22 protein-coding genes and 2 pseudogenes are annotated in these 26,127 nt (G+C 70.9%); 10 read left to right on the top strand and 14 right to left on the bottom strand.

Annotation, left to right across the window (positions count from 1 at the left end; all coding sequences use genetic code 11):
* Nucleotides 1–2: 2 nt before the first annotated feature.
* Nucleotides 3–491 (bottom strand): PaaI family thioesterase, encoded by a 489-nt coding sequence (locus ACQ7HM_RS04040; protein ID WP_434214938.1) that lies wholly within the window; start codon nucleotides 489–491, stop codon nucleotides 3–5.
* Complete coding sequence (locus tag ACQ7HM_RS04035; RefSeq protein WP_434214937.1) at nucleotides 488–1,009, bottom strand: winged helix-turn-helix transcriptional regulator; 522 nt, start codon at nucleotides 1,007–1,009, stop codon at nucleotides 488–490. The genes ACQ7HM_RS04040 and ACQ7HM_RS04035 overlap by 4 nt, the downstream gene beginning before the upstream one ends.
* A 98-nt stretch (nucleotides 1,010–1,107) precedes the next feature.
* On the opposite strand from ACQ7HM_RS04035, the gene ACQ7HM_RS04030 reads away from it, so the two are divergent.
* Nucleotides 1,108–2,244, top strand: a complete 1,137-nt coding sequence (locus ACQ7HM_RS04030; RefSeq protein ID WP_434215623.1) for an epoxide hydrolase family protein — start codon at nucleotides 1,108–1,110, stop codon at nucleotides 2,242–2,244.
* Between the two features lie 5 nt (nucleotides 2,245–2,249).
* On the opposite strand, the gene ACQ7HM_RS04025 is transcribed toward ACQ7HM_RS04030, so the two are convergent.
* On the bottom strand, nucleotides 2,250–2,939 hold the full coding sequence (locus ACQ7HM_RS04025) for a G1 family glutamic endopeptidase (RefSeq protein ID WP_434214936.1): 690 nt from the start codon (nucleotides 2,937–2,939) through the stop codon (nucleotides 2,250–2,252).
* A gap of 337 nt (nucleotides 2,940–3,276) precedes the next feature.
* Between ACQ7HM_RS04025 and ACQ7HM_RS04020 the strand changes: the two genes are divergently transcribed.
* Complete coding sequence (locus ACQ7HM_RS04020; RefSeq protein WP_434214935.1) at nucleotides 3,277–4,050, top strand: hypothetical protein; 774 nt, start codon at nucleotides 3,277–3,279, stop codon at nucleotides 4,048–4,050.
* A 165-nt stretch (nucleotides 4,051–4,215) separates the two neighbouring features.
* Nucleotides 4,216–5,523 (top strand): DUF222 domain-containing protein, encoded by a 1,308-nt coding sequence (locus ACQ7HM_RS04015; protein ID WP_434214934.1) that lies wholly within the window; start codon nucleotides 4,216–4,218, stop codon nucleotides 5,521–5,523.
* On the opposite strand, the gene ACQ7HM_RS04010 is transcribed toward ACQ7HM_RS04015, so the two are convergent.
* Nucleotides 5,506–6,273: a class I SAM-dependent methyltransferase gene (locus ACQ7HM_RS04010; RefSeq protein WP_434214933.1), complete on the bottom strand. Its 768-nt coding sequence runs from the start codon at nucleotides 6,271–6,273 to the stop codon at nucleotides 5,506–5,508. The two genes, ACQ7HM_RS04015 and ACQ7HM_RS04010, sit on opposite strands and share 18 nt — an antisense overlap.
* A 33-nt stretch (nucleotides 6,274–6,306) precedes the next feature.
* Between ACQ7HM_RS04010 and ACQ7HM_RS04005 the strand changes: the two genes are divergently transcribed.
* Nucleotides 6,307–7,536, top strand: a complete 1,230-nt coding sequence (locus ACQ7HM_RS04005; protein ID WP_434214932.1) for a glycosyltransferase family 4 protein — start codon at nucleotides 6,307–6,309, stop codon at nucleotides 7,534–7,536.
* Here ACQ7HM_RS04005 and ACQ7HM_RS04000 read toward each other — a convergent pair.
* The 3 genes and pseudogenes from ACQ7HM_RS04000 to ACQ7HM_RS03990 form a co-directional block, all read right to left on the bottom strand.
* Nucleotides 7,473–7,940 (bottom strand): annotated as a pseudogene (locus ACQ7HM_RS04000) (nuclear transport factor 2 family protein); the annotation flags it as partial. The gene ACQ7HM_RS04005 and the pseudogene ACQ7HM_RS04000 overlap by 64 nt on opposite strands.
* On the bottom strand, nucleotides 7,892–9,649 hold the full coding sequence (locus ACQ7HM_RS03995; protein WP_434214931.1) for a hypothetical protein: 1,758 nt from the start codon (nucleotides 9,647–9,649) through the stop codon (nucleotides 7,892–7,894). The pseudogene ACQ7HM_RS04000 and the gene ACQ7HM_RS03995, both read right to left, overlap by 49 nt.
* An 11-nt stretch (nucleotides 9,650–9,660) precedes the next feature.
* On the bottom strand, nucleotides 9,661–10,758 hold the full coding sequence (locus ACQ7HM_RS03990) for a serine hydrolase (protein WP_434214930.1): 1,098 nt from the start codon (nucleotides 10,756–10,758) through the stop codon (nucleotides 9,661–9,663).
* A gap of 62 nt (nucleotides 10,759–10,820) precedes the next feature.
* Here ACQ7HM_RS03990 and ACQ7HM_RS03985 point away from each other — a divergent pair, with 62 nt between their 5' ends.
* On the top strand, nucleotides 10,821–12,005 hold the full coding sequence (locus tag ACQ7HM_RS03985; protein ID WP_434214929.1) for a polysaccharide biosynthesis protein: 1,185 nt from the start codon (nucleotides 10,821–10,823) through the stop codon (nucleotides 12,003–12,005).
* On the opposite strand, the gene ACQ7HM_RS03980 is transcribed toward ACQ7HM_RS03985, so the two are convergent.
* Nucleotides 11,995–12,828 (bottom strand): helix-turn-helix transcriptional regulator, encoded by an 834-nt coding sequence (locus ACQ7HM_RS03980; protein WP_434214928.1) that lies wholly within the window; start codon nucleotides 12,826–12,828, stop codon nucleotides 11,995–11,997. The genes ACQ7HM_RS03985 and ACQ7HM_RS03980 overlap by 11 nt on opposite strands.
* A 142-nt stretch (nucleotides 12,829–12,970) precedes the next feature.
* Between ACQ7HM_RS03980 and ACQ7HM_RS03975 the strand changes: the two genes are divergently transcribed.
* Both ACQ7HM_RS03975 and ACQ7HM_RS03970 read left to right on the top strand, forming a co-directional pair.
* A complete protein-coding gene (locus ACQ7HM_RS03975; protein WP_434214927.1) occupies nucleotides 12,971–13,717 on the top strand; it encodes an SDR family oxidoreductase in 747 nt (248 codons plus the stop codon).
* Between the two features lie 28 nt (nucleotides 13,718–13,745).
* Nucleotides 13,746–14,726 (top strand): LLM class F420-dependent oxidoreductase, encoded by a 981-nt coding sequence (locus ACQ7HM_RS03970; RefSeq protein ID WP_434214926.1) that lies wholly within the window; start codon nucleotides 13,746–13,748, stop codon nucleotides 14,724–14,726.
* Between the two features lie 7 nt (nucleotides 14,727–14,733).
* Here ACQ7HM_RS03970 and ACQ7HM_RS03965 read toward each other — a convergent pair whose 3' ends face one another.
* Nucleotides 14,734–15,372, bottom strand: coding sequence for a TetR/AcrR family transcriptional regulator (locus tag ACQ7HM_RS03965; protein ID WP_434214925.1), 639 nt, complete (start codon nucleotides 15,370–15,372; stop codon nucleotides 14,734–14,736).
* A gap of 115 nt (nucleotides 15,373–15,487) precedes the next feature.
* Between ACQ7HM_RS03965 and ACQ7HM_RS03960 the strand changes: the two genes are divergently transcribed.
* Nucleotides 15,488–16,837: a serine hydrolase domain-containing protein gene (locus ACQ7HM_RS03960; protein WP_434214924.1), complete on the top strand. Its 1,350-nt coding sequence runs from the start codon at nucleotides 15,488–15,490 to the stop codon at nucleotides 16,835–16,837.
* Between the two features lie 10 nt (nucleotides 16,838–16,847).
* Here the strand turns inward: ACQ7HM_RS03960 and ACQ7HM_RS03955 are convergent, their stop codons facing one another.
* On the bottom strand, nucleotides 16,848–18,293 hold the full coding sequence (locus ACQ7HM_RS03955) for a DUF3068 domain-containing protein (protein ID WP_434214923.1): 1,446 nt from the start codon (nucleotides 18,291–18,293) through the stop codon (nucleotides 16,848–16,850).
* On the opposite strand from ACQ7HM_RS03955, the pseudogene ACQ7HM_RS03950 reads away from it, so the two are divergent.
* Nucleotides 18,211–19,467: pseudogene (locus ACQ7HM_RS03950) on the top strand (acyltransferase family protein); the annotation flags it as partial. The gene ACQ7HM_RS03955 and the pseudogene ACQ7HM_RS03950 overlap by 83 nt on opposite strands.
* Nucleotides 19,468–19,481: 14 nt before the next feature.
* Here the strand turns inward: ACQ7HM_RS03950 and ACQ7HM_RS03945 are convergent.
* Genes ACQ7HM_RS03945 through ACQ7HM_RS03935 form a run of 3 tightly spaced genes read right to left on the bottom strand, consistent with a single transcriptional unit; the run spans nucleotide 19,482 to nucleotide 24,480 of the window.
* The gene (locus ACQ7HM_RS03945; RefSeq protein WP_434214922.1) at nucleotides 19,482–23,750 is read right to left on the bottom strand and encodes an alpha-(1->3)-arabinofuranosyltransferase domain-containing protein; all 4,269 of its coding nucleotides are present in this window, start codon (nucleotides 23,748–23,750) and stop codon (nucleotides 19,482–19,484) included.
* Nucleotides 23,751–23,763: 13 nt separating this feature from the next.
* Entirely contained in the window at nucleotides 23,764–23,964 is a 201-nt protein-coding gene (locus ACQ7HM_RS03940; protein ID WP_045821299.1) for a DUF2613 domain-containing protein, read from the bottom strand.
* A gap of 24 nt (nucleotides 23,965–23,988) precedes the next feature.
* On the bottom strand, nucleotides 23,989–24,480 hold the full coding sequence (locus ACQ7HM_RS03935) for a universal stress protein (RefSeq protein ID WP_434214921.1): 492 nt from the start codon (nucleotides 24,478–24,480) through the stop codon (nucleotides 23,989–23,991).
* Between the two features lie 92 nt (nucleotides 24,481–24,572).
* Here ACQ7HM_RS03935 and ACQ7HM_RS03930 point away from each other — a divergent pair, with 92 nt between their 5' ends.
* On the top strand, nucleotides 24,573–25,802 hold the full coding sequence (locus ACQ7HM_RS03930; RefSeq protein WP_434214920.1) for a glycoside hydrolase family 3 N-terminal domain-containing protein: 1,230 nt from the start codon (nucleotides 24,573–24,575) through the stop codon (nucleotides 25,800–25,802).
* A gap of 56 nt (nucleotides 25,803–25,858) precedes the next feature.
* Here ACQ7HM_RS03930 and ACQ7HM_RS03925 read toward each other — a convergent pair whose 3' ends face one another.
* Nucleotides 25,859–26,050, bottom strand: a complete 192-nt coding sequence (locus ACQ7HM_RS03925) for a hypothetical protein (RefSeq protein WP_434214919.1) — start codon at nucleotides 26,048–26,050, stop codon at nucleotides 25,859–25,861.
* Nucleotides 26,051–26,127 lie beyond the last annotated feature (77 nt).

Here is a 26,127-nt window from a genome sequence, read left to right as displayed (position 1 = left end):
CGTCAGGGTCGGAGGATGACGCAGCTGCTGGTCGCCGAGGCGAGGAGTCGACCGTCGCTGTCGTGGATCTCGGCCTGTGCCAGTGCCGTTCGGCGACCGGCGTGGACCACGGTGCCGGTGCAGGTGATGACCCCGGTGTCGGCGCGTACGCCGCGGAGGTACTTCACCGACAGGTCGAGGCTGGTGTAGCCGACGCCCTCGTCGAGCATCGTCTGGACGGCACATCCGGCCGCGGAGTCGAGCAGGGTGGCGATGATGCCGCCGTGCACCGACCCGATGGGGTTGTAGTGGTACTCGGCGGGCTGCAGCGAGAACACCGCGCGTCCGGAATCGGCCGAGACCAACGTCGCCCCGGTGAGATGCATGATCGGCGGGGCGGGCACCTCGCCCGCGGCGAGGGCCTCGACGAACTCGAGGCCGGTCCGACCCTGGGAGGCCGACGCCGTGGCCATCGGGTCGTCCCAGGTGATGGTGCGGGTGCGTTCGGTCATCGGAGGTCCTCGGTGGCGGGGCGGAGGGTCTCGGGCGCGGGGCCCGCGGCGAGTGCGGTCTCGTGTCGCGGGACGAGATGGCCGTCGGTGCAGCGCATCTGCGCGTGGACGGTGGCGCCGCACTCGCGGTGCACGGTGTGCAGTGGCGGACCGGGGTCGTCGAACTCCCAGCGGTCGCCCCAGTCGCGCAGCGCGGTGAGCACGACCCGCAGTTCCCCACCCTTGCGGGTGAGTCGGTACTCGTGCCGTTCCCGTTGTCCTGGTTCGCGATACGGGCGCCGTTCGAGGATGCCGGCCGCGGTCAGCTCGCCCAGTCGTTTCGCGGCGGCCGACTCCGACACCCCGACCCGCTCGGCGAAGTCGTCGAAGCGGCGGGTCCCGAAGAACGCCTCACGGAGCAGGAGGAGCGAGATCCGATTGCCGACGACGTCGACGGTGCGGGCGATCGAGCAGTTCGCGTTCGTGAGTGTCCACTCCCCGCGGTCGGGGAGGAGATCGGGCTGCGGATGCGTGGCCATGGGGTCAGGCTAGCACCGCTGGCTTCGCTGAGGCGAAGTCAGCAGAGAGGGGCACACTGGGCGACGTGACTTCTGACGACAGCATCGCCTCGGAGACGATCACCCCGTTCCGCATCGAGGTGGCCCAGGAACAGCTCGACGATCTCGCCGATCGTCTCGCCCGCACCCGGTGGGCCGAACCCGAGACGGTCGACGACATCTCGCAGGGCGTGCGGCAGACGTTCCTGCGCTCGCTGGTCGCCCATTGGGCCGACGGATACGACTGGCGGCGGCTCGAACGCCGCCTCGACCAGCTGCCCCAGTTCCGGGTGGAGCTCGACGGTGGTGGCCCGGACACCCTTCGGGTGCACGTGATCCACGTGCGGTCGTCGCGACCCGACGCCACGCCTCTGCTGCTGACCCACGGCTGGCCGGGTTCGGTGTGCGAGTTCCTCGACGTGATCGCACCACTCACCGAGCCGGGCGCCGACGAGCCGGCGTTCCACGTGGTGATCCCGGCGTTGCCCGGGTTCGGGTTCAGCGACAAGCCGACGACGTCGGGGTGGGGGATCGAGCGGATCGCCGACGCCTGGGCGCAGCTGATGGCCCGCCTCGGGTACGAGCGCTACGCCGCGCAGGGCGGTGACTGGGGTTCGATCGTGACGAGCAACCTCGCCGAACGCGATGCCGAGCACGTCATGGGGATCCACCTGAACATGCCGCTCGCACCACCGGACCGCGACGACGAGCCGACTCCCGAGGAGCGCCAGATCCTCGCCGACATGTCCGAGCACCGGCGGTACCGCACCGGCTACCAGAAGCAGCAGTCGACACGGCCGCAGACGCTGGGTTACGGCCTCGTCGACTCCCCGGTCGGTCAGGCGGCGTGGATCGTCGAGAAGTTCTGGGAGTGGACCGATCACGACGGCGACCTGTCGTCGATTCTCACCCACGACCAGCTGCTCGACGAGGTGATGATGTACTGGCTGCCCGCCGCGGGGGCGTCCTCGGCCCGGATCTACTGGGAGGCCGCACAGCATCCGACGTGGCCGAACATCACCGTGCCGGTGGGGATCTCGATGTTCCCGAAGGAGATCTCCCGGACGTCGCAGCGGTGGGCGGCGAAGCGGTACCCGACCCTGGGGTACTTCCACGAGGTCGATCGTGGTGGCCACTTCGCCGCCCTCGAACAACCCGAGCTCTTCGTGTCGGAGGTCCGGGCGTGGTTCGCGACGCTGGGAGACGCTGCGCGGTAGGGGGATCAGCCGGTGTAGGTCTGGGTGCCGGTGGCGAGCCAGGTGGTGGTGAAGCCGTTCGCCGTGGCGCTGGGTGCCGAGGTCTGCGTCTCCTGCGTGCCCTGACCGTCGACGATGTCGATCGACTGGCTCGCGGTGAGCGCCGGTGAGGCCCCGTTGACGGTGATGGCGCGGAAGGTGACCGACCCCCAGTTGGGCGCCGTGGAGATGTAGCCGTTGACGTCGGTGTCCTCCTGGATCCACTCGGCCGAGGCGCCGGGGCCGGTGTACGCGGCGGTCTTGCTCGCGGTCTGACCGGTGGTGGTGTCGGTGAGCGTCATCGTCGAGGTTGTGCCGTTGGTGACCACCGACGCGGTGATGGCGTCGCCGGGAGAGATCGGGAACCGGCTGAACCGGGTCTCCGGCGCGGGATCGCTGGGCGTGATCACCTCCCACCACGCGTAGTAGGAGACCTTGCCGTTGACGACGTCGGCCTCGGTGCCGGTCTGTGTGAGGTAGCTGTTGGCGGCGCCGTCCACGCCGACCCACGTCGAGGAGTAGCCGGGGTAGGTGCTCGAGGTCTTCGGCACCGTCCACGACGCGGTGGAGGTCTTGAACTGTCCGGCCGACCCGGTCTGCGCGTAGCCCGCCCAGTTGGTCGAGGTGCTGCCCGCGGCGACGCGACCGGTCTTCGATCCGCGCGGCCTGCGGCCCACGAGAGGGTGGCCGTGGATACCGGTGGATGCGGTGATGGCGTTCGTGACGGAGGGGCATCGGCGCTCGCGGTGACGGCGAGGGTGGGGACGACCGCGGACGTGGCCAGGGCGGCCAGGGTGAGGGCGAGTTGGCGGCGCATGAGGACCCCTACTGTTAGTTGCCGGTGATAACGGAATGAGTGAGACCACCTGATCAGAGTTCGGACCGGTTGGCGTGGCGAAGACCGATTTGTCGCGTCCCGGCGTCGAATCGTCGGTGTCCGGGAGGCGGATGGGCCCGGACAGGCAGACTGGTGGGCGACCCGACGGCGCGTCGGTGGACGAGGAAGGCCGCGAGATGACCGAACGACCCGGTGGAGAGCAGGATCCCGGAGCGGGCGATCAGTGGCGTCCGGTCGATCCGGTGGGACAGAACCCGCCCACCCAGGCCTTTGACCCCGACCAGGCGCCGTATACGCAGGGGCCGTACCCGCAGGACCCCTATGCGCAACCCCAGTACGGGCAGCAACCGTACGGCGCGCCCCAGTACGGACAGCCCCCATACGGACAGCCGCAGTACGGGCAACCCCAATACGCCCAGCCCCAGTACGGCGCGCCCCAGTACGGGGAGACGCCGCCGGGTGGTGGCAACTCGAACCGCACGTTGTGGTTGGTCGCCGCGGTGGTGGCCCTGCTCCTGGTGGTGGCGTTGGTCGCCGGCTATTTCCTGGTGAACAACAGCGGCGATGACGGCGACAACGATCTGGCGGCGTCGGGCAGCACGTCGGTCACGGCGCCGGACGACTCTTTGGTCCCGGACCTCCCCGGTGGCGCGATCCCCACGGAGGAGCCGTCGACGACGGCGACCCCGACCCCGGGTCAGATCCTCTACCAGATCACCGGCAACGGTCAGGTTCTCGGACTGACCTATTCGGCCGGCCAGACGTTCAAGATCACCCCGCGACTCATCACTCCGCCCTGGTCGGTGGCCGTCGATGTCGGGGTGACGCCGTCGCTGACGGCGGTGGTTCTCCAGGGTCAGTTGACATGCACGATCAGCCGCGACGGCAAGGTGCTGAACACCTCCACCTCGTCGACCGGTCTGCTGCGCTGTGAGGCGCCCGCGAGCTGACCCTTTCTGCCCGTGCTCGATCCGGAGAGTCTCGAACGGCCTGTGCGCGTGGTCATCTCGTGTCCAAGGTTGTCCACAGGACGACGATCGTCGTGGCGGTTGTCGGTGGGCGCATATACACTCGAACCTACATTCGAGAGTTGATTCGGGGGAATCATGACAGCGATGCAGGACGCGACAGTGGTTGCACTGCAATCGTTTCTGTCGCGTCTCACCGATGTCCCCGACGCCGCCGATGAAGCCACCGCGATTGATCGGATCTCCCTTCTCGAGTCGATCAAGGCGGGATGTGCTGCGGCGCAGGCGGTCGAGACGATGCGGCTCGAAGAGTTGCGTGTCGAGGCCGAGAGTGCGGTGGGTGTACCCGCGGCTCGGCAGGGTCGTGGGTTGGCCGCCGAGGTGGCGTTGGCGCGGAAGGCGTCGGGGTCGGCCGGTGGTCGGTATCTCGGTTTCGCGCGGGCGCTGATGCGCGAGATGCCGCACACGCGTGCTGCGTTGGCGTCGGGTGCGCTCACCGAGTGGCGGGCGACGATCCTGGTGCGCGAGACCGCACATCTCACCGCACAAGATCGCGGCGAGATCGACCGCCGCATCTGCGCCGACACCTCGCTACTAGACGGTGTCGGGGACCGCGCACTCGACGCCGAGGTGAAGAGGATTGCCTACGAACTCGATCCGCAGGCCGTCGTCGATCGTCACGCGCTGGCGCCATCAGACCGACGCGTCAGTACCCGACCGGCTCCCGACGGGATGGTGCGGCTGTCGGCGTTGCTGCCGCTGGTGTCGGGGATCTCGGTGTTCGCTTCGCTGAAGAAGCACGCCGATGCCACCGTCGGCGGCGATGACCGCACCCACGCGCAGGTGATGGCCGACGCCCTCGTCGAACGCGTCACCGGCGCCGCGACCGCAGGCGCACTGCCCGTGGCGGTGAACCTGGTGATGTCCGACGAGGTCCTCCTCGGTGACAGCTCTGCGGCAGCACAGGTCACCGGCTACGGCCCGATCCCCGCCGACACTGCGCGCGCGGTGGTGTCCACCGCCCTCGACGCAGACACGGCCTCAACACTGCGCCGCCTCTACAAAGCGCCGTCGAGCGGAGCGCTGGTCGCGATGGACTCCACCGCGCGCCTGTTCCCGGCCGGGCTCAAGCACTTCCTCGACGTCCGTGACCTGTCCTGCCGCATCCCGTATTGCGACGCACCGATCGCCGAATACGACCACGCCGAACCCCATTCACGGGGCGGCGAGACGTCAGCAGACAACGGCAGCGGTATGTGTGTCAGCCACAACCGCGCCAAACAGAACCCCGGCTGGCTCGTCGTCACCGACCACGACACCGGAAGACACACAACCACACTCACCACCCCCACCGGGCACAGTCACGCCTCCCGAGCACCCGCGCCACCCGGTCACCACGACCGACCCGTCAGTCCCGTCGAACGACAAATACGGGCGCTACTCGACGCCGCCTGAGCGGAACACCAGCACGAGGTTGCTGCCCAACAGTTCTCGGAGACCGGGAACGCGCATCACCCACCAGGCCCATCGGGGAAGGTAGCGGGGGAACGCGGCGACGAGAGTGGCCGCGTCGGGGGGAACGGTTGCGGCCCAGCGGAGTCCATCGGCGGCGGTGACGCGGAAGAGGCTGGTGCCGTAGAGGTTCTTCGGTGGGTGCCCGTGGCGTCGGGTGTACATGCGGGCCGCGCGGGCGCCACCGAGGTAGTGGGTGAGGCCCATCTCGTGGCCGCCGAACGGGCCGTACCAGAGGGTGTAACTGAGGATCACGGTGCCACCGGGACGCGTGACGCGCAGCATCTCCGCGCCCATGCGCCACGGATCGCGGACGTGCTCGGCGACGTTGGAGGAGAAGCAGACATCGAACGCGCCGTCGGCGAACGGCAGGTCCATCCCCGAGGCGCGCACTGTCGCGCGGTGCGGCAGTGCTGCGGCATGGAGTTCGGCGGGGTCGGGTTCGGCGCTCACATACCGCGCACCGAGGGCGCGGAACCCGTCGGCGAAGTAACCGGGACCGCCGCCGACGTCGAGTATCACCGCACCGTCGAGGTCGCCGTGGTGGTCGGCCACGAGATCGACCGAGTCGCGGGCCAGCGCGGAGTAGAAGCGATCGGGGTCGGTCTGCTCGTACCGGAAGTCGTTGAGCAATCCGGCGGCGCGGCGCAGGGTGGCGCGACGGGCGAACGGGGACCGGGGCGGGGCGGACACGCCAGAACCCTAACGACCGATACCCTCGCAGACGTGTCCAGCCACTCCGCGTCCCTGCCCGCAGAGGTGCTGCTGCTGTGCTGGCGCGACAGCGACCACCCCCAGGGCGGCGGCAGCGAACGCTACCTCGAACGTGTGGGCGCGGAGTTCGCACGGCGCGGCGTGCAGGTCACGCTGCGCACCGCCGGATACCCCGGTGCGGCCCGGCGCGAGGTCCGTGACGGCATCACCATCTCGCGCGGCGGCGGCCGGTTGTCGGTGTATCCGCGCGCGCTCGGCGCGATGGTCGCGGGACGCCTCGGATTCGGGCCCCTCGCAGGGCTCTCGCCCGACGCCGTCATCGACACCCAGAACGGCATCCCCTTCTTCGCCGCCGCCGTCACCCGCGCACCGGTCGTCGTCCTCGTGCACCACTGCCACCGCGCGCAGTGGCCCGTCGCCGGTCGGCTGCTCGGGGCGGTCGGCTGGCTCATCGAGTCACGCATCTCGCCGCGGGTGCATCGGCGCAGGCAGTACCTCACCGTCTCCGATCCCTCGGCCGGCGACCTGCACGCCCTGGGCGTCGAGCCGGAGCGGGTCGCCATCGTGCGAGCGGGGGCCGACCCGGTGCCCCACACCACGCCGCTGCCCGTCGACCCCGACCGCCACCGCCTCGTGGTGCTGTCGAGGCTGGTGCCGCACAAGCAGATCGAGGACGCGCTCGAGGTGGTGGCACACCTGCGTGCCCGCGACATCGCCGTCCACCTCGACGTCGTCGGCGACGGCTGGTGGGGAGATCGCCTTCGCGAGAAAGCCGGCGAGCTCGACATCGTCGATCACGTGACCTTCCACGGGCATGTCGACGAGGCGACCAAACACCAGCTGCTGGCGCGCGCCGAGATCCACCTCATGCCCTCGCGGACCGAAGGGTGGGGCCTCGCCGTCATCGAGGCGGCCCAGCATGCCGTGCCCACCATCGGGTACCGCACGTCGCGGGGGCTCACCGATTCGGTGATCGACGGTGTGACCGGTCTCCTGGTCGACGGCGGCGAGACCGCCCGATCGACCGGACTCGCCTGCGCCACAGCCGAACTGCTCGCCGACCCCGATCGTCGGCGCACGCTGGGTGAGGCGGGACGTCAGCGGGTGTCGGGTTGGACGTGGTCGGCCACCGCCGATGCGGTCGGCTCCGTGCTGTCGGCGGCGGCGTCGGGGAGACATATCGCCGGGCCGGTGGTGAGCCCGAAGCTCGGGACGTCGGCCAGCGAGACCGTCGCCTCGTAGGTCCGTTCGTAGCCGGTCGAACTGATCCGCCAACCGTCGTCGGTCCGTCGGTAGGTGTCGGTGTAGACGGCCGCGCCGAACAACATGAACTGAGCGCTCGGCGCGATCACCCGGTCCTGCAGGTACCAGTGTCCGGTCGCGGTGTCGCCGCCGGGATCGATGTCGATCTCGGGGTGCCCCACGTGGTGTTCGGTGATGATCTCGGCCGTGCCGAGCGAGGTGCGCATGAAACCGACGAGGCCCTCGCGGGTGTCGAACGTCAGCGACGTCCCGTACGCGCCGGTCACGTCCTCGGTGAGCGTCGCGGAGAACTCGTCCCACCGTTTGGTGTCGAGAGTGCGCAGGTAGCGGTACTTCAGCCGGCAGATCGCGGCGACGTCGGCGGCGGTGTCGGTGCTCTCCATGCCCCCCATGAGAACAGCCGCCGACCCGAACGCGGGGCCACTCGGCCGAACCCGGCCACGCACGCCCCGCCGAGGATGACGGCCAGCCAAAGGAGATGCGCCGCCCACGACACCACCCGGTCGGTGGTCGAGGCGCGCACGACGACGGGGTCGGGCACGCGGTACAGGGTGAGGAGATCACCGCGGTAGACCACCGGCGACGACCGCAGCGTCGGGGACGACTGTTCGGGTCCGACCGCCTCGACCAGCACCCAGCCGACCCCGAGTCGCGCCAGGTCGGTCGGGGGCCCGCCGCGCGCGAGGACCGCCTCGGCCCGGGCGGCCCGCGAGTCGGCCGCGGTGTCGACCGCCCGACCGTCGACGAACAGCTCACCGGTCGCGAGCACCGGCGCACGCAACACACGGGCGGCGGGGTCGAGCGACACGACGCCGTCGGTGAACGGGTAGCGCCGATTCGACCCGGTCGGCAGCACCACCACGTCGCCGGCGTCGGCCGGGACCAGGGCAGCGACGTCGGCGAAGTCCGCGGGCAGCGACACCGTGCGCACCTCGCCGCCCACGCCGGCGGCCAGGTCGGGCAGCGGTGCGATCACCAGCAACGCGACGAACGTCGCGGCCAGCCCCCGGGGCACCATGCGCCCGATCGTCTGCACCGCCGCGGCGGCAGCGATCGCGAAGAACGGGACGAGCAGCGCCACGAACTTCGAGGTGTCGCGGAGCAGTCCGGCGCCGGGCACGGTGTCGACGAGCGCGCGCAGCACCGCCTGCCCGGGCGCGGTCGCGGCCAGTGTGACGAGCACCAGCACCGCCGCCGCGAGTGTCGCGGTGACCCCGATCATTCGGACCCGACGCCACCGGCGCCGCACCGTGACACACCCGATCACCACCACGGCCAGCAGGCACAGAGTCGCGACCGGGGCCCACACCCCGGTGCGACTCGACGGGACGGCGTCGGCGTTCCAGATGCCACCGAGGCCGGCGAGGGTGCCGAGGGTCCCGAGGCCGGTCTCGGCGCGCGCGGCGAACGCGGCCACGGCCGCGGTGTCGGACGTGGCCGGTGCGGTCGACAGCACCGCGGCGACGGTCCACGGCAGGCTCGTCACGACCCCGATCACAGCGACACCGCCGAGCACGCGCGGCCGTGGCAGAACCACGGCGACGGCCACCACGACGGCTAACACCCATCCGGTCGGGGTGATCCCGGCGACGGCGATCCAGGCCGCGAGACCCGCCCAGGCACGTCGGTCGCACCGACGCCGGCACGCGTCGGCGGCAAGGATCACCCACCCCAGCGCGGCGTAGCCGAGCAGCAGACTCCACTGTCCCTGCAGGAGACGTTCCGCGACGAACGGATTCCAGATCCCGATGATCGCGGCGGCGATCATCCCCGGCGTCCGCGCGGCCGGGACGACGCGACCCGCGAGGCGACCGAACCCGACACCGGCGAGCAAAAGCGCGGCGAACACGAGCCCGCCGACCACCGTCGAACCGTCGACGATGCGGCTCGCGACCGCGATCAGCCAGTCCTGCGGAACCGCCCGGGCGGGTGTGTCACCGAGCCCGAGCGCGGTGTCGGTGACGTGGCTGCGCGGCGTGGAGACGGCGTCGCGGTAGAGCAGGTCGCCCCCGGCCAACACGGGACCGACGACGACCGCGGACAGCGCCGCACTCGTGAGCCACAGCGTCGCCCGAGCCCCGACGCGGTCCATGGGTCACGACACTAGTGACCGCCGGCCGCGCACCGTAGTGCCGCAGCGGCATCGGGGTCGGTCATCGCCGACAACATAAGTTCCTGCTGGGCATAGTTCGAGCGATCGAAGTCGCTTCGCGACAGACCACGGACCATCAGGGTCGCCGTGGTGATCGCGCCCGACGCCGTTCGGCGTTCGAAGTTCTCCACCAGTACCGAGTCGGTGGACGCGGCGAGGCTCCCACCCTTGAATCCGACCATCGAGCCGTCTGCGGCGGCGCCCTGGAACTCGAGCACTGCCCGCGCCTGCTCCGAGCCCGGGCCGAACGCCCCCGTCGCGATCGAGCCGATCAGCGTGTTGAGCGAACGGGTGGTCAGCGAGTAGGTCGCGTCGATCTGGGAGTCACTCGCCGACACCCCACGGGTGGCGAGCGTGAACATCGCAGTGCGATAGGCCGCGTCGTCGTGGTAACGGCGCCCGGCGGCTTGCACGCGGAACTGCCCGCGCGAAGTCGGATCGAGAAGGCTCAGGTACAGGCCGGCGTACTGCGGTGGTGGCCCTGTCATCCCGTACCGAGCCATGACCGCGGCCAGGCGCGCGTCGCCGAGCGCAGCCCGCAGGGCATCGGACGCAGCGGAGTCGGAGAACCGGACCATCACGTCGGCGAGCTGCGCGAGTGACACCCTCTGGGTCTCGGGCCGGGCTCCGGGAAAGTTCTGCAGTGCGGGGAGTCCGAGATATTTCAAGGCCGACACGTGGGCGCCGCCGTCGATCGGCAGATACCAGCGTTCCCACTCGTTGACCGAGACGGTCCGCTTCGGGTCGACCGCGCCCGTCGCGACCGCGCGACCGTAGGCGGCGAGGGTGATGATCTTCGCCGCCGATGCGGCCGGCAGCGTCCGATCGGGTCGGTGCGACACCGTCACGCGCCCGCGATCGGTGACCAGCAAGCCGTAGTCGTTCGGGTGGGCGGCGAGATAGCCGACCCAGCCCCGGGCGGTGGACGTGTCGGCGGCCGGGGGCGGGGCACACGGTGCGGCGGCGGCGGGCCCGACACTCGCGGGCACGACGAGCGCGGCGACGGCCATGAGCAGGCCGGTGAGGAACGATCCAGCGCGACGTGGCATGCACCAGATCGTAAACGATGCGAACGACCTGGGGTGGGTGTGCCGACTGACAGACTCGTGCGGTGACGACAGGGTCGATGGCGCGGTCGGTGGGCCTGGTGGCCGTCGGCAGCATGGTCGCCAACGTGTGCGCCTACTTCGTGCACCTGCCCGCCAGCGCCTGGCTGTCGACCGCCGCCTACGGCGAGTTCGCGGTGCTGCTGCAGGCGACGCTGGTGCTCGGTGTCCCGGCCCTCGCGGTGCAGGCCGTCACCGCGCGGGAGGTGGTCGCCGGTCGATCGGTCGGGTCGTTGGTCCATCTCGGTGGGGTCACCGCGGCCGTGGTGGCGGTGCTCGCCGCGATCGCGGTGTGGCCGTTCACCGTGTTCGCCCACACCGGCTGGGTGGCGACCGCGGCGGCGTTCACGGTGGCGCCCCTGCTGGTGCTGATCGCCGTCGGTCAGGGCATCATCCAGGGCCGCACCGAGTTCCGCCGACTCGCCTGGGTGATCGGGACCGTCGGGGTGGCCCGTACCGTGCCCCCGTTCGTGGCGCTCGCGTTCGGTGGCGGTGCGGCGGCGGCGTTGCTCGCGACGATGATCGGCGCCCTGGCCGCCACCGTGCTGGTCGCGTGGCAGGCGGGCCTCGTGGCCCCGGCGGCCCATGCGGTGTCGCTGTCGCGGTTGTCGCCGGCGAGTGTGCTCCAGGCGTCGCAGGTGCAGCTGGTGCTGATCTCGGCGACCTCGGTCGACCTGCTGCTGGCGCGGGCGGTGTTGGGGGAGAGCGATTCCGGGGTCTACGCGCTCGGGACGGTGGCGAGCAAGGTGGCGTTCTGGCTGCCCCAGGCGGTGGGGCTGGTCATCTTCCCGCGCCTCGCCGATGCCCAGCGTTCGGCGGCGACACTGCGGACGGCGGTGATGGTCCTGGTCGGGCTGTCGGCGGCGACCACGCTCGCGTCGGTGGCGGGCGGCCCACTGGTGCCGATCGTGATCGGCGAGGACTACCGCCCCGTCGCGGGTTTGCTGTGGCTGTTCGCGATCACCGGTGGCGCGCTCGCGGTCCTGCAGGTGGCGCTGCTGGCGGCCATCGCGCGGCATCGCACCCGGGTCGCCGCGGTGCCGTGGGTGGTGCTCGTCGCGGAGGTCGTGCTGATCCTGACGTGCGCGTCCTCGGTCGCAGGGCTCGCCCTCATCGCGGCCGGCTGCGCGGTCACCGCCGCGGCGCTCACGGTCGCGGTGGTGTCGCGCGACGACACCGTCAGGCCGTGACCGCGGCGAGCAACCCCAGCTTCTGATGGCTCTCGCTGCCGGGGGTGGCGGTGTAGACCAGCAGCAGGAGTCCCTGGTCGGGCTCGGTGAGGGTCTGGCAGTTGACCTCGATCGTGCCGAGCTCGGGATGGACGAGCCGTTTCGTCGAGACCTCCAGTGCGACATCGACATCGTGTCGCGACCACAGTTCGACGAACTCCGGCGACACCTCGGTCAGCGCCCGGCTCACCTCCGCGGCGCGTGACGTCGGGCCCTCGACGGTGACCGCGCGACGCAGGCGTGCGGTGTGCGCCCGGGCGTGGTGATCGTGGTCCGCCCCGGGGACGCGTGCCCGTTGTCGCGGGTCGGTGAACCACCGGTACACGACGCTGCGGTGCACCCCGGTGTACGCGGTCTCGTCGCCGAGCAGGGCGACGGCCGGACGGGTCTGGATGAGGGTCTCGCCGGCCCCGTTGACGACCATCGCGGGGGTGTCGCCGAGACGATCGACGATGCGCAACAGCCCCGGCGGTACGTGATCGTTGCGCGTGATGCGCTGCGGCGCATGGTGACCGGCGAGGATGAAGAGGTGGTCGCGTTCGGCGAGCGACAGGTGCAGGGCCCGGGCGAGGGCGGTGAGCATCTGCTCCGACGGTTGCGGACCGCGTTTCTGCTCGAGTCGCGACAGGTAGTCGGTCGACATACCGGCGAGCATCGCGACCTCCTCGCGCCGGAGGCCGGGCGTACGGCGACGTTGTCCGCGGGGCAGGCCCACGTCCTCCGGGGCCAACGCCTCGCGACGGCGCGTGAGGAACTCGGCCAGTCCCGTGCGATCGGTGTCCACCCGACCATGATGGGCGACTGGCGCGCGCCACATCCAGGGACCCGCGATCCCCCGATGAGCGGTGCCTTCCTGCCCGGGACGGTCCGGTGTCGACTGGTGTCACCGGGCCAGTCGGCCACTGCACACGAGAAACGAGATCACCATGCAGATCAGCGGCAACACCATCTTCCTCCCCGGCGCGACCTCCGGGATCGGCGAGGCCCTGGCGGTCGCCCTGCACGACGCCGGCAACACCGTGGTGATCGCCGGTCGTCGCCGCGAACGCCTCGACGACATCGCCGCCCGCCACCCGGGCATCGAGACCGCGCGTCTCGATGTCGCCGATCCGGCGTCGATCGACTTCGTCGCGGCCGATGTGCTCGCACGGTTCCCGGCGCTCAACGTCCTCATCACGATGGCCGGTGTCGCCGGCCCGGAGGACCTCACCTCGGCCGACTTCGTCGACACCGCCGAACGCATCGTCACCACCAACGTCCTCGGGACGATCCGTCTGGTGGGCGCGTTCACCGAACATCTCGCGACGGTGCCCGATGCGACCGTGGTGACCGTCTCGTCCGGTCTGGCGTTCACGCCCATGCCGGTGACCCCGACCTACTCGGCCACGAAGTCGTTCGTGCACGCCTTCACCGACTCGCTACGGATCCAGCTGCGCGACAGTGGTGTCCGCGTCCGGGAGCTCGTGCCGCCGGCGGTGCAGACCGACATCTTCGACGGCCAGGCCGACGCCGAGTGGGCGATGCCGCTGGCCGATTTCGTCGCCGAGGTGATGGATCTGCTCGCCGGTGACGACGACGAGATCGTGGTGCGCAACGCCCGCGCACTGCGACACTCCGAGGTCGACGGAACGCGCGGTGAACTGATGGAGCAGTTGGCGCATCTCATCGGCTGACGGCGCGGTAGGGGCATAGCGTGGAGGCATGAGCATCCGCCTCGGCTACCAGATCCCCAACTTCACCTACCCCGGAACGCCGGCCGACATCGTGCCGACCGTGCTCGCCCAGGCCCGCGAGGCCGAGGCCAGCGGCTTCGACGCCGTGCTGGTGATGGACCACTTCTACCAACTGCCGGGTCTGGGTGAGCCGTCGGAACCGATGCTGGAGGCGTACACGCTGCTCGCGGCGATCGCCGGCGCGACCGAGTCGATCCAGCTGTCGACCCTCGTCACCGGCAACACCTACCGCAATCCGGCGATGCTCGCGAAGACCGTCACCACCCTCGACCTCGTCAGTGCGGGCCGTGCGGTCCTGGCCATCGGAGCGGGGTGGTTCGAGCTCGAGCACCAGCAGATGGGCTACGAGTTCGGCACGTTCACCGACCGTTTCGAGCGTCTCGACGAGGCCCTGCAGATCATCGAACCGATGCTGCGCGGCGGGCATCCCGAGCTCGACGGCACGTGGTATCAAGCGCATTCGACGCTCAACGAGCCGCGGGTGCGTGACACCCTGCCGATCATGCTGGGCGGTGGCGGCGAGAAGAAGACGTTCGGACTGGCCGCGCGCTACGCCGATCACCTGAACATCATCTGCAACGCGAGCGAGCTGCCCCGCAAGCTCGATGCCCTCGCCGCGCGCTGCGAGGAGGCCGGGCGTGACCGCGGGAGCATCGAGACGAGCTTCCTCGCCTTCGTGATGGTCGACCCCGACGGCGACAAGGCCCGACAGATGCAGCGCGACTACATGGTCAAGACCGGGGTGGACGTCGACGCGCTCGATTCCGACGGGTGGGCCCAGGCCACCGACCGCATGTTCGTCGGCACCCCCGACGACGTCGCCGAGCAGATCCAGCGCCGCGTCCTCGATCCGGGCGTCGACGGGGTCATCATCAACCTCGTTCCCAACGGCCACATCCCGGGGACCATCGAGACCGCGGCGGCGGCGCTCAAGCCCCTCCTGGGCTGACGACGACTCACGGATCGACGCGCGGCGTCGGTGCCGTCTCCATCAGTGCTCGGAGGCCGCCGGCGATGAAGCGCGCCGCGACGGCGATGGCGTCTCCGGGGTCGACCGCGGAGACGAGCAGCGACTCCCGCGCGGCGTACACCGACGATCCGACGACCATCGCCGCGAGCTGTCGGATCGCCGGTGCCTGCGGGTCGAGGCCGGCGACGACGCCCATGCGGTCGGCGACACGGGACACGATGGCCTCGTTCAGGCGATCACGCAGGTCGCTCGGCGGACCGGCGTCGCGCATCTCGACGATGAGCCGGAATCCGTGCGGCCGGGCGGCGGCGTAGTCGAAGAACGCGGCGACGTCGGCGGCGACCTCGTCGTCGATCGTGAGGTCCTCGGCGCGGTCGTAGGCGGCGAAGAGGTGGTCGCGGGCGTGGGCGAACTCGCGCTCGAGGCACCGCTCGTACAGCGTCGCCTTGTCGGAGAAGTGTTTGTACAGCGTCGGTTTGGTGGTGTTGCCCCGCGTCGCGATGGCGGCGACGGTGGCGTCGGCGAAACCCTGCTCGGCGAAGACCTCGGCGGCCGCGGACAGCAACGGGTCCAGCGGCACCGCCTCCGGCCCGGGCTTGCGCCTGCGTTCACCGCGCTCGATCACCGCGTCACTGTACTCACGGTCGAACAGGTGCTATCTGTTTACCATGAAGTCAAGTGTTCTGGATCACCTTCGGATCGTCGTGGGAGTGGTGGTGGCCCTCGCGACGGTGACGGCCGTGACCCCTGCCATCGCCTCGACGACGGTGGCCACCGCGGCCCCCACGCCCACGGTGACCCGGTGCGCGCTACCCGAGGCCGGTGCCCCGTCGACCGCGTCGCCCGCATCGGTCGGGATCGACGCACGCAGGCTCGACGCCGCCATCGCCTTCGCGAGCTCGCGGCTGCGCACGAACATCACGGTGTTCCGCAACGGCTGCCTCGTCGGTCGTGGCCCGTTCAACGCCGTGACCGACCCTCTCCCGTGGAACCTGTGGAGCGGAACGAAATCCGTCGTGTCGATGGTCGCCGGCGTCGCCTTCAGTGAGGGGCGGCTCTCCCTCGACGCGCCGATCGGGCGCTACCTGCCGGTCGGCGAGGGCGACGCCGCCCACCGCGCCATCACCGTGCGCGACCTCCTCACCCAGACGTCGGGCCTCAAGCAGTCGATCGTCAGCGAGGGCATCCCGGCCGCACTCGATCTCGACACCGACATCGTCGGACAGGCACTCGCCCTGCCGATCGTGCACCGCCCCGGCACCTACTTCGAATACGGGCAGCACAACGCCGACCTCCTCGCCCACGTCGTGCAGTCGGCCGTGGGGCAGGACTTCCAGACCTACGCGCAGGAGAAGCTGTTCGCCCCGGTGGGCATCGGTCGGGGCGACTACTTCTGGAACCGTGACCGCCGCGGCAACACCTACGGCTACGCGTTCCTCTACATGCCGCCGAGCGATTTCGCGCGCCTCGGTCTGCTCATGCTGAACGACGGGTCGTGGAACGGTCGCCGGGTCATCGCCTCGGACTACGTCGCGGCCCTGCGGACCCCGACGTCGACGAACCCGTGCTACGGATTCCTGTTCTGGCTCAACCGATCACCGTGTACGGGACCGTCCATCCCGTCGCGACAGACGCAGGACGTGGCGCCGCTGGCCGGCATGCCCGCCGACGCCTACGCGATGGTCGGGCTGATGCAGCAGAACAACTTCATCATCCCGAGCCTCGATCTGCTGGTCAGCTGGACCGGTGCGTTCGGGGACGTCTCGCCGGACCCGATCACGCTGCTCAGCGGGAGCCTCAACAGCGAGCTCTACCACGACTTCCTGCGCCTGCTGGCCGCGGCGATCGTCCGTCCGCGCCTGCCCGACCCGGGACCGTACCACCCGACGTTCAACCTCACCGTCGACCCCGACCAGTTCGCCGATCCCTCGATCGCGTTGGGCGCTTTCGGACTCGGCCCCTACGCGCCGAAGGGATGCACCCTCGTGCGGTGCGGCGACACCCCGCTGCGCGCTCCCCTGCAGGGCAACCCGGGATGTTTCGCGATCACGTGCCTGCCGACCCCGACGGGTCCGCGACGGCCGAACTGATCGGCCGGCCTCAGCTCCGCTTCCACGGGTCGTCGTCGCGACGGGTCTCGGCGGAGCCGGGACCGTTCTCGTCGGGTTCGGACCACCCGTGCGGCTCGTCGCCGGTGACGCGCGGGATGTTCTGCGTCGCATCGTCGTCGGTCGGCCCCGCACCGGCGGCCCCGCCCCCTCGCTTGCGCAGGTCGGGGAACGACGAGGTCGCGTCGTCGGAGCCACGGAAGTTGTCCGAGTCGTCGCGGGCACTGATTGTGCCGTCGGTGTCCTGGGTCGCGACCGGGTAGTACGGGTCGTCGCCGCCCGCGGTGGCGGGGGTGCGACGCGGGCCGCGCAGCAGCAGCACGATGCCGGCGGCGAGCGCCAGGACACCGAGGATGCCGAACACGATGGGCATCCACCGACCCCACAGCTTGATCGGCGACGCCAGGTCCTTGGCGTCGGCGGCGCGCTGCTCCTGCGTCTTCTGGTCGTAGGCGAAGGTCGCGTCGAGGTTGGTGAGCGAGAAGTTCTTCAGGGCGTCGGGTGCGTCGTCGCTGATGCCCGAGATCTTGAAGTACTCCTGCACGCGCTCACGGTCGTTGACGATGGTCCCGGTGGTCGGGTCGACGTAGAGGTCGCGGGTGGTCTTGCGGTAGAGGTCGGCGGGCAGCACCTGCTTGCCGTCGATGCCGGGGAAACCGCCGTACCAGGCGGCGCTCTGGGTGAGCTGGCTGCCCTGCGGGACGCCACCGTTGGCGTCCTTGAGCGACGCGAGGTTCGCCTCGGGCACCTCCTGCGAGAAGTGGTCGACCTTCACACCGTTGATCTCGGTCGAGTCGACGTACTTCAGCGGGCTGGTGGTGCGGCTCGCGAGATCGAAGTAGATGTAGTTCTTGCCCTTGTCGGTGTCGAAGGGGAAGCGGTACTGCAGGCCTCGGCGGTCGGGGATGGTGACCGTCTTGTCCGACGAGTCGAGCTGCACCTCGGAGCTGCCCCCGCCACCGAGCGCCGGGGCGCCGGTGGTGCGGTTGGTGGTGACGCGGTCCTTGGTCGCGCTCAGCAGCGCGCCGAGGCAGCCGCCGCCGCTCGTCGAATCCGAACTGGGCGTGACGGTCTCGCCCGAGATCTGCACCTGGTTGATGCGCACCGAGGTGCCGGCCTGGAACGTGACACGGTCGCTGTTGGCGGGCTTGACGACCACCACGCGCTGCTGGCGGGTCAGGTTCGCCGGCGACACCTCCGGCTTCGACGACGTCAGTGAGCACCGGTTGAGGATCTGCGCGGGCAACGCCTGGCTGCCCGAGTCGCCGTCGGTGCGCTGTGAGGTCGACACGGTGGTGTAGTCGGTGTCCATGGGGGTCTTCTGGAACTGACCCACCAGGTACAGCGGCATCGCGATGGCGGCGACCACGAACAGCGCCCCGATGAAGATGAGGACGGGCCCCACCAACTCTCGGACCGACATACGGCTTGACGCCATGGCGAAGACTCCTTCGGAGAACGGTGTTTCCGGCCGGTGGTGGGCCTGTGGGTCCCACCCTGCGAGCGAGACTAACAGTCGGGCCTGCACCCTCACGGGATCCGGCGGGGCCGTCGAGCGCGGTAGTTTCGAGCCCATGCGCGCCACGACCGGACACGTCCCCGCGCTCGACGGTGTGCGGGCGCTGGCCGCGCTCGGTGTCCTCACCACCCATGTGGCCTTCCAGACGGGGTCGGTGGACTCGTCGGTGCTCGGCTCGGTGCTCGGCCGTCTCGACCTGGCCGTGGCCGTGTTCTTCGCGCTGTCGGGCTTCCTGCTGTGGCGTCCGCACGCCGCCGCGGCCCGGGGCCTGCGTGAGGCGCCCTCGGCGATCCGCTATCTGCGCCACCGGGTGGTCCGGATCTGGCCGGCGTACCTCGTGGTCGTCGTGGTGGTGTTGGCGCTGCTGCCGGGGGCCCGGGGTGCCGACGTCACCACGTGGCTGGCCAACCTGTTCGTCGCCCAGATCTACGTCCCCTACTCGCTCACCTCCGGTCTCACCCAGATGTGGACGCTGGCGGTCGAGGTCAGCTTCTATCTCCTGCTCCCGGTGATCGCGGCGTCCGTCGCGCGGTTGCGCGGTGAGCGTGCGCGGTGGCGGTCGCCGGTCCTCGTCGCCGCGGCCGTGGTGTGCCTCGCGTGGCCGTGGGTCGCCTCGACTCTGCCTCTCGCCCCCGGCGTCGCGGTCGACAACTGGCTCCCCGGCCACCTGGCCTGGTTCGTCGCGGGAATGGTGCTCGCGGAGAGCGTGAGCGATGCCGGAGACGGCTCGCGGCTGCGACGGATGGCGGCCGACCGCCGCATCATGGGTGTGCTCGCGGTGGTCGCGTACGCGCTGGCATGCACCCCGATCGCCGGACCGACCGGCCTCGCGGCGGTCTCGAGCGCCGAGTTCGCGACCAAGACGGTGCTCGGTGCCGCCGTCGCGTTCGGGCTGCTGGCGCCGATCGTGTTGGGCGACCAGCGCCATCGGCTGCTCGAGTCAACGGTGATGCTGACGCTGGGTCGATGGTCCTACGGCATCTTCATCTGGCATCTCGCGGTCCTCGCCGCGGTGTTCGGGTTGTTCGGCTTCGCCGCGTACGGCAGTTCGCCGTGGTGGGTGTGGTCGCTGACGGTGCTCGTCTCGATCGGTGTGGCCGCGGCGAGTTACGGACTCGTGGAGGAACCCGCGCGGCGTCGCCTGCGCGCCTGGGAGAAGGCGCGCTCCGGCACCGCGACGACGGTCATGAGCGCCACCACCGCGGCGAGCGCGGGAACGGTGACCCACCAGTCGAACCCCGTGTAGGGATCCCCCGAACCCCACGGACCGAGCGACAGGCCAGCGGCCGCCAGGGTGAAGGCCGCGGCGACGGCGACCGGCACGGTGCGAGGTCGCCGTCGGCGAAGCGCGAGGACGCCCGCGGCGACGACGACGCCGACGAGCAGTCCGTACCCACCCGAGAGCACCGTGACGGCCGCCGCCGTGGCCACGCCGGCGAGAACCGGTGCGCGCGGGGGTCGCCCGACCGACAGCGGATCGGCTCGATCTCCGCCGCGTCGGGAGGGGATGGCCGTCAGAGCAAACAACACGGCGACCGCGACCAGCCCGAGCAGCAGCGCGAGCCGGTAGGGCGTGTCGAGCGGGTAGTCGAGGGTCACGGAGCCGGCGAGGCCCGCGGGCACGATCCAGCCCTGCTGCCAGCCGTTGACCACGATCGGGCTGAGCCTGCGCCCGTCGAGGCTCGCGCGCCATCCGGAGTTCTCCGACTCGGGCACCACGAGCACCCGCGGCCTCGGGGACGCGTCGACCGTGGCCGTCCGGTGATCGGCCGACCAGGTCCCGGTCGCGACCGGCTCGAGACGGTCCGACGCCGGTGCCGGGGTGGCCGAGCCGGCGGCGGTGAGGGTGACCGAGTCGACGGTGAACGCCCCCGACGGGTTGACCGACACCGCCTGTTCGCCGGCGCGCACGGCCAGGGGTCGGCCGGATCCGCACACCGTCGCCGCGACGGGTGTGCCCGCGACGAGCTGACGTGCGGTGGTCGTCACCGACAGCGGTACGGTCTGCGATCCCAGCGACATCGTCAGACCGGCGGCACAACCGATCCGCACCAGACGGTCCGGCGACGCGACCGGCATCGTGGCCCCGTCCGGGCCGCCCAGAGAGATCTCGGCGATGCCGACCGGCGCGGTCGCCGCGAAGCCGAGGCTGTTGACGTCGACGAGGTCCGTCGCGTCGAGCACCGTCACGGTGACGACGGAGGCGCGGGCGGGCGACAGACGGATCCGACCGTCGGCGGGCACCGTCCGCACCTGACGACCGGTACCGAGATCGATCGCGACCCGCCGCGGTGCCGCGGGATAGAGGCCGCGTGGGCGGGTGATGGTCAGCGAGTCGATCAGGCGTGGCGCGGGCAGTTCGATCCGCACCGACGCCGGAGGTGACCCGGGGCGGGTGGAGGAGTCGGGCGCGATCCACGTGGTCCCGGGGTCGCCGTCGACCACGGCCGCGGCCGAGGCGCGCTGATCGGGCACCGCCGATGCGCCCGTCGCGGTCGCCGCATCGGTGGGCGTGAGGAAGGTGTTCAGCGGCGTTCCGGGCCTGCCGCGCAACCACACCCGCGGCGTCACCGTGGTGTCGGTGGGCACCGACAGCACTCGGGAGAACAGCCCCGGCTCCTCGGGGGAGAGCGCCAGCGCCGACGAACAGCGGGTGAGGTCGGGTCCGGGTGCGCAGGCGGTGCGCCCGGGGAGGTCCTGCCCGAGATCCCACTGCGCGACGGCTCGTCCCGCGGTCTGCGTGGGCAGCACGACGCGATGGGTGATGGCGAGCGGTGCACCGGTCCGGGTGTCGGCGAGCGCGAGTTCGGCGATCGCGAACTGACTTCCCGCGGTGCCGTTCTCGGTGCTGATCGCGCGTACCTGCAGCGAGCGGGTCGGACCGCTCGGGGCCACGACGGTCACCGGCTGCCCGGGGGAGATGCCCTGGGCGACCGAGGTGCCGCTGTCGGTGGTGATCAGCAGACCGGTCACCGCCGGACCCAGGGCCTGACCGGGTGTGATCGTCACCGACAGGTTCGAGCGTGGCTGCGGGAAGTCGACCTGGAGCCACTGACCGACGGCGGCGTCGAGGCCGCGACTCACCCACGAGGTGTTCGCGTCGTCGTCGAAGGCGGCGGCGGGCGAGTTCGCGGGGAGGGTCTGCCCGAGCTGTGTCGCGTCGGAGGCGGATCCCGATGCCGTCACCGACACCGCGTCCGGCCGGCCGTCGAGGAGCCACTGCCCGCGGACGAGACCTGCCCCGGGGACGGGGTAGTCGGGTGCGGTGTTCTGGGTCCGTCGGGGATCGCCGGGCGCGCGGATGGCCGAGCTGTGGTCGTCGACGCGACCGAAGTCGACCTCGCGGTCGGCGGGGGTGTCGGTGACGATCGCGCCGGCCGCGCCGGTGTCGTCGACGCCTGCGCGTCGTGCGTCGGCGTCGAGGAGGGTCGGGCCGACGGCGGGGGCACCGGTGCGCGCGGCGTGCTCCTGCAGGCGCGCCAACGACTCCGGGCCACCGACCACCCGCGGCATCGCCGCCAGGTCGACCAGTCCCGGTGCGGTGCCGTCGAATCCGACGGTCGACGACACCCGGTAGATCTCGATGGCGCGCATCGGCGGGATCAGCCCGTCGTCGCCGACGACGCCCTTGACCCTTCCGGGCCCGACGAGCGGCCCGAACTCGGCGACCTCCGACAACCCGGGGGAGGCGGTGATCGCCGCGCGCGCCACGATCGGTCGAGCCGACCGCGACCGGATGGGCGCGAGGTCCGCACGCAGCACCACGTACCCGATGCCCTGCTGCGCCAACGTGGCCGCGAGCCCGGGTGACCCGCGACCGGAGGCGATCTGTCGTTGCACGGAGTCCATCGCGCGGATCGCCCCGGGCGGCACCAGCGGGATCGCGTCGCGCACCGCCCACGGCGTGGTCGCGAGCGGCTGCAGTGGTTCGTCGCGGGTGAGCCCCCACGTCTGCACCGCGAACGGCGCCCCGGGCACCACCAGAGCCCGCGTGGGATGCGCACGGTCACCGGAGTGTTCGCGCAGCCACGCTGCGGTCTGCGGCCAGTGATCGGGTGTCGCCCGCACCGTGCCCGACGGCGCCAGCTGCCCGGTGATCACGAGCGAACCGGCGCCGAACAGCACCACGGTGAGCACCATCGTCGCCGCGACCGGCCGCGATCGTTCGGGGTGGGCGAACGCCGTCCTCGCCGCGCGCCAGGGCACCGCACCGGGCAGCGGTACCCGTGCCAGCAGATGGGCGATGCCCAACACGATCGGGATGCGGATCAGCGGGTCGAACTTGTGGATGTTGCGCAGCGGTGCGCCGGCGCCGTCGAGGAACGCACGGACCTGGTCGGCCACGGGCGAACCCAACGCCGCTGACCACCCACACCCCATGATGACCAGTCCCACGACGGCGAGGGTGATCAGGCGGCCGCGCGCGGGCATCGACCGCATGGCCAACCCGGCGAGCCCGGCGGCCGCGACGACCCCGGTGGCGAGCACGGCGACCGGCGACGACACCAGCAGCGACCCGGCCACCCGGTCGGGTGAGACGAACGGGGTCCACGAACTGGTGCCGCGCAGAACCTCGGTCAGCGACGTCCACCGGGTGGTCACCCGCGACGACTCGATGAAGTCCAGGAACGGGGGGCTGACCCGCGACAGGATCAGCAGCGGGACCACCCACCACGCACACGCCAGCGCGACACCCAGGGCCCACCACCCGGTGAACCGGGCCCAGCGCGCGGCCCCGGCCCGACGCGTCGGGACGTGCAGTGCCCACCACAGCACCGCTGCGGCGCAGGCGGCGGCCGTGGCCACGGCGTTCACCGCGCCCATCAGTGCGACCGCGCAGGCCGAGCGGAACGCGAGCTGCCGCAACGACCCCCGATGGTCGTCGCGCCCGAGCGCGATCACCACCGGGATCAAGACCCACGGCGCGAGCATCATCGGCAGCGTCTCCGACGAGATCGAACCGATGGTGGTGGGCACACGGGGGCTCACGACGAACGCCGTCGCGGCGAACAGACGTGAGCCGCGGCTGCCGATGCCGAGGGCCTCGGCCAGCCGCACGACGCCGACGAAGCCCACCGTCAGAAGCAGCGCCCACCACAGTCGCTGGGTCACCCAGCCGGGCAGACCGATGACGTCGCCGAGGACGAAGAACGCGCCGTGCGGGAAGAAGTAGCCGTAGGCCTGGTTCTGTACCTGGCCCATCGGCGCGACCGACGACCACAGGTGCGTGGCGCGGGAGAGGAAGCCGAGGGGGTCGGCGGTGAGATCGAGTTTGGTGTCGGCCGACACGTCGCCGGGCGACTGGACGAACGAGGCGAGCAGCGCCACGAGGGCGACGAGCGCGACCCCTCGGCGCGAGAGCCGATCGGCCACCATCAGTGGCCTGAGGTCAGTTGGAGACGCCGGCGTTGTCGCGGGTTCCGTAGTCGACCGAGCCCTTCACGAAACCGTTGTCGGCGTTGAAGCTGTTGACCGACGTCGACGGGGTGTCGTCGGAGGCCAGGTAGCCGCCGAGGAAGACCACCGCGATGGCGACGATCACGCCCATGATCCCGGCCACGGCTCCGGCGATGAGACGGTTGTCGGTCATGCCGGTCAAGCTACCATTCGCCGCTCACGTCACAGGGGTGGCAGGTCCGGTGCATCGTGCGGGTACGACGAGGACCGGTCGGCTGCAGTGTTTGAGCACCTGCTCGGCGACGCTGCTGCGCATGAGGGCGCGCAGACCGGTCGCGCCGCGGGTGCCGGTCACCAGGACGTCGGCCTCGATCTCGTCGGCCACGTCGATCAGTGCGCCCCACACCGTCCCCGTCACCTCCACGAGGTGTCCGCGCGCCGTCAGCCCACACCCCGCGGCGCGTTCCACGCCGCGATCGTTGAGGGTCCCCGCCTCGATGCGCAGGAGCTGGTCTGTCTCGCTGTCGACCGCGGTGCCGAACATCGGCTGCATCCCCGACATCCGCGCGGTCTGGTGCAGGGCGGTCTCCCAGGCGGTGACCACGACGGCGCCGCGGCCCGCCCAGATCCGGCCCGCCCAGTCGATCGCGCGATCGGCGTTGTCGCTGCCGTCGTAGGCGATCATGATCAGGTCATCGGTTGCGGTCATCGGATGGTCCCTTCGTCTGACCCCGCTGACGCCCGATTTTAGTCCTCTTCGCCCGTGTCGGCGCGGAGATCGACGCATGTCAGACTCGTCGGATGCGTACCCGACCGGTCTCTGGCGCCAGGACGACATCACGGGTGGTGGGCACCTGCCTGCTGGTCGCGACACTGGCCGCCTGCGCCACCGATGCCCCGGGCGACGACGTGACCGCCGGGCAGGGCCAGGTGCCGTCATCACAGGCGCGTTCCACGGCCCCGGTGTCATCCGCGACAGCCACGGCCTCGGCGGCACCGGTCACCTCCGCGGCCTGCGCGTCGGCGGTCGCGTCGATGTCGTTGCGCGACAAGCTCGCGACGATGCTGGTGGTCGGGGTCGCCGACAAGTCCGACGCGCTCGACGTCGTGTCGCTGTTCCACGTGGGCGGCATCTTCATCGGCAGCTTCACCGACAAGTCGATCCTGGCCGACGGCGGTCTCGCGGCGGTGAAGAAGGCGTCACCGCGTCCACTCATGGTGACCGTCGACCAGGAGGGCGGCCGGGTGTCGCGGCTGACGAGCCTGGGCATCGACAGCCCCTCGGCACGGGAACTGGCGCGCACGAAGACCCCCGGGCAGGTCCGAGCGGTCGCGCGGACCACCGGTGAGGGACTGCGCCGGCTCGGCATCACGGTCGATTTCGCGCCCGACGCCGACGTGAGCGACGAGTCCGACGACGAGGTCATCGGTGATCGCTCGTTCTCCGACGATCCCGCCACCGTCGCGAGATACGCCGCGGCGTTCGCCGACGGTCTAAGCGACGCCGGGATCATGCCGGTGTTCAAACACTTCCCGGGCCATGGTCACGGTTCGGGCGACTCGCACACGGGGACCGTACGGACGCCCCCGCTGTCGCAGCTGCGGACCGACGACCTCGTCCCGTATCGCACGCTGTTGCCGGGCCGGTCGACGCCACAGGTGCCGTCGACCGGGGTGATGGTGGGACATCTGATCGTGCCCGGGCTCACCGGCGACGAACTGCCGGCGAGCATCTCGCCGGCCGCGATGCGCTTGCTGCGGTCGGGGACGGGGTACGGCGGACGCCCGTTCGACGGGCCGATCTTCACCGACGACCTCAGCGGGATGGCCGCGATCAGTGCGAGGTACCCGATCGCCGAGGCGGTGGTGCGCGCTCTGAGCGCGGGTGCGGACATGGCCTTGTGGCTGAGCACCGATGATGTGCCGGAGGTGTTGGCCGCACTCACAACCGCGGTGCGGTCGGGACGACTCGCCGAGGATCGAATCGACAGATCCGCGGCTCGAGTGCTCCGCTCGACGGCATACTGCTGACCGTCGGCGGGCACTACGCGATCAACGAACGAAGTACCCCACGTAGAATTCGTTCGTCATTCGCGTAGTGCCCGCAGCTCGGCGGTCACAGCGAGGTCCGGCGTACGCAAGACCTGGCGACCATCCGCGACTCCGGGATCTCCCCCCAGATCCCGAAGCCGCGCAATGACGAGGAGGGTGACAGTCGAGATGACCAGCGAGACCGTGATGATCACGGCGCTCATCAGCCATACCCAGGCGTCACCCATCGGACCCCCCGATCCGATCGAGACAGCAGCGCCCCCCGGGACGAACGTCCCTCCGCGCTGCTACCCTCGCCCTCATG

This window comes from Williamsia sp. MIQD14 (assembly GCF_051025635.1).
Taxonomy (GTDB): Bacteria; Actinomycetota; Actinomycetes; order Mycobacteriales; family Mycobacteriaceae; genus Williamsia_A.
The sequence above is the reverse complement of the archived record's forward strand: the minus strand, read 5'-3'. Positions and strand labels throughout refer to the sequence as shown.

Excerpts from the sequence above, each read along its gene's own strand:
- ACQ7HM_RS04040 (WP_434214938.1), bottom strand. The coding sequence starts at position 491 with ATGACCGAACGCACCCGCACCATCACCTGGGACGACCCGATGGCCACG.
- ACQ7HM_RS04035 (WP_434214937.1), bottom strand. The coding sequence starts at position 1,009 with ATGGCCACGCATCCGCAGCCCGATCTCCTCCCCGACCGCGGGGAGTGG.
- ACQ7HM_RS04020 (WP_434214935.1), top strand. The coding sequence starts at position 3,277 with ATGACCGAACGACCCGGTGGAGAGCAGGATCCCGGAGCGGGCGATCAG.
- ACQ7HM_RS04015 (WP_434214934.1), top strand. The coding sequence starts at position 4,216 with ATGCAGGACGCGACAGTGGTTGCACTGCAATCGTTTCTGTCGCGTCTC.
- ACQ7HM_RS03995 (WP_434214931.1), bottom strand. The coding sequence starts at position 9,649 with ATGGACCGCGTCGGGGCTCGGGCGACGCTGTGGCTCACGAGTGCGGCG.
- ACQ7HM_RS03990 (WP_434214930.1), bottom strand. The coding sequence starts at position 10,758 with ATGCCACGTCGCGCTGGATCGTTCCTCACCGGCCTGCTCATGGCCGTC.
- ACQ7HM_RS03975 (WP_434214927.1), top strand. The coding sequence starts at position 12,971 with ATGCAGATCAGCGGCAACACCATCTTCCTCCCCGGCGCGACCTCCGGG.
- ACQ7HM_RS03970 (WP_434214926.1), top strand. The coding sequence starts at position 13,746 with ATGAGCATCCGCCTCGGCTACCAGATCCCCAACTTCACCTACCCCGGA.
- ACQ7HM_RS03955 (WP_434214923.1), bottom strand. The coding sequence starts at position 18,293 with ATGGCGTCAAGCCGTATGTCGGTCCGAGAGTTGGTGGGGCCCGTCCTC.
- ACQ7HM_RS03945 (WP_434214922.1), bottom strand. The coding sequence starts at position 23,750 with ATGGTGGCCGATCGGCTCTCGCGCCGAGGGGTCGCGCTCGTCGCCCTC.
- ACQ7HM_RS03940 (WP_045821299.1), bottom strand. The coding sequence starts at position 23,964 with ATGACCGACAACCGTCTCATCGCCGGAGCCGTGGCCGGGATCATGGGC.
- ACQ7HM_RS03935 (WP_434214921.1), bottom strand. The coding sequence starts at position 24,480 with ATGACCGCAACCGATGACCTGATCATGATCGCCTACGACGGCAGCGAC.
- ACQ7HM_RS03930 (WP_434214920.1), top strand. The coding sequence starts at position 24,573 with ATGCGTACCCGACCGGTCTCTGGCGCCAGGACGACATCACGGGTGGTG.
- ACQ7HM_RS03925 (WP_434214919.1), bottom strand. The coding sequence starts at position 26,050 with ATGGGTGACGCCTGGGTATGGCTGATGAGCGCCGTGATCATCACGGTC.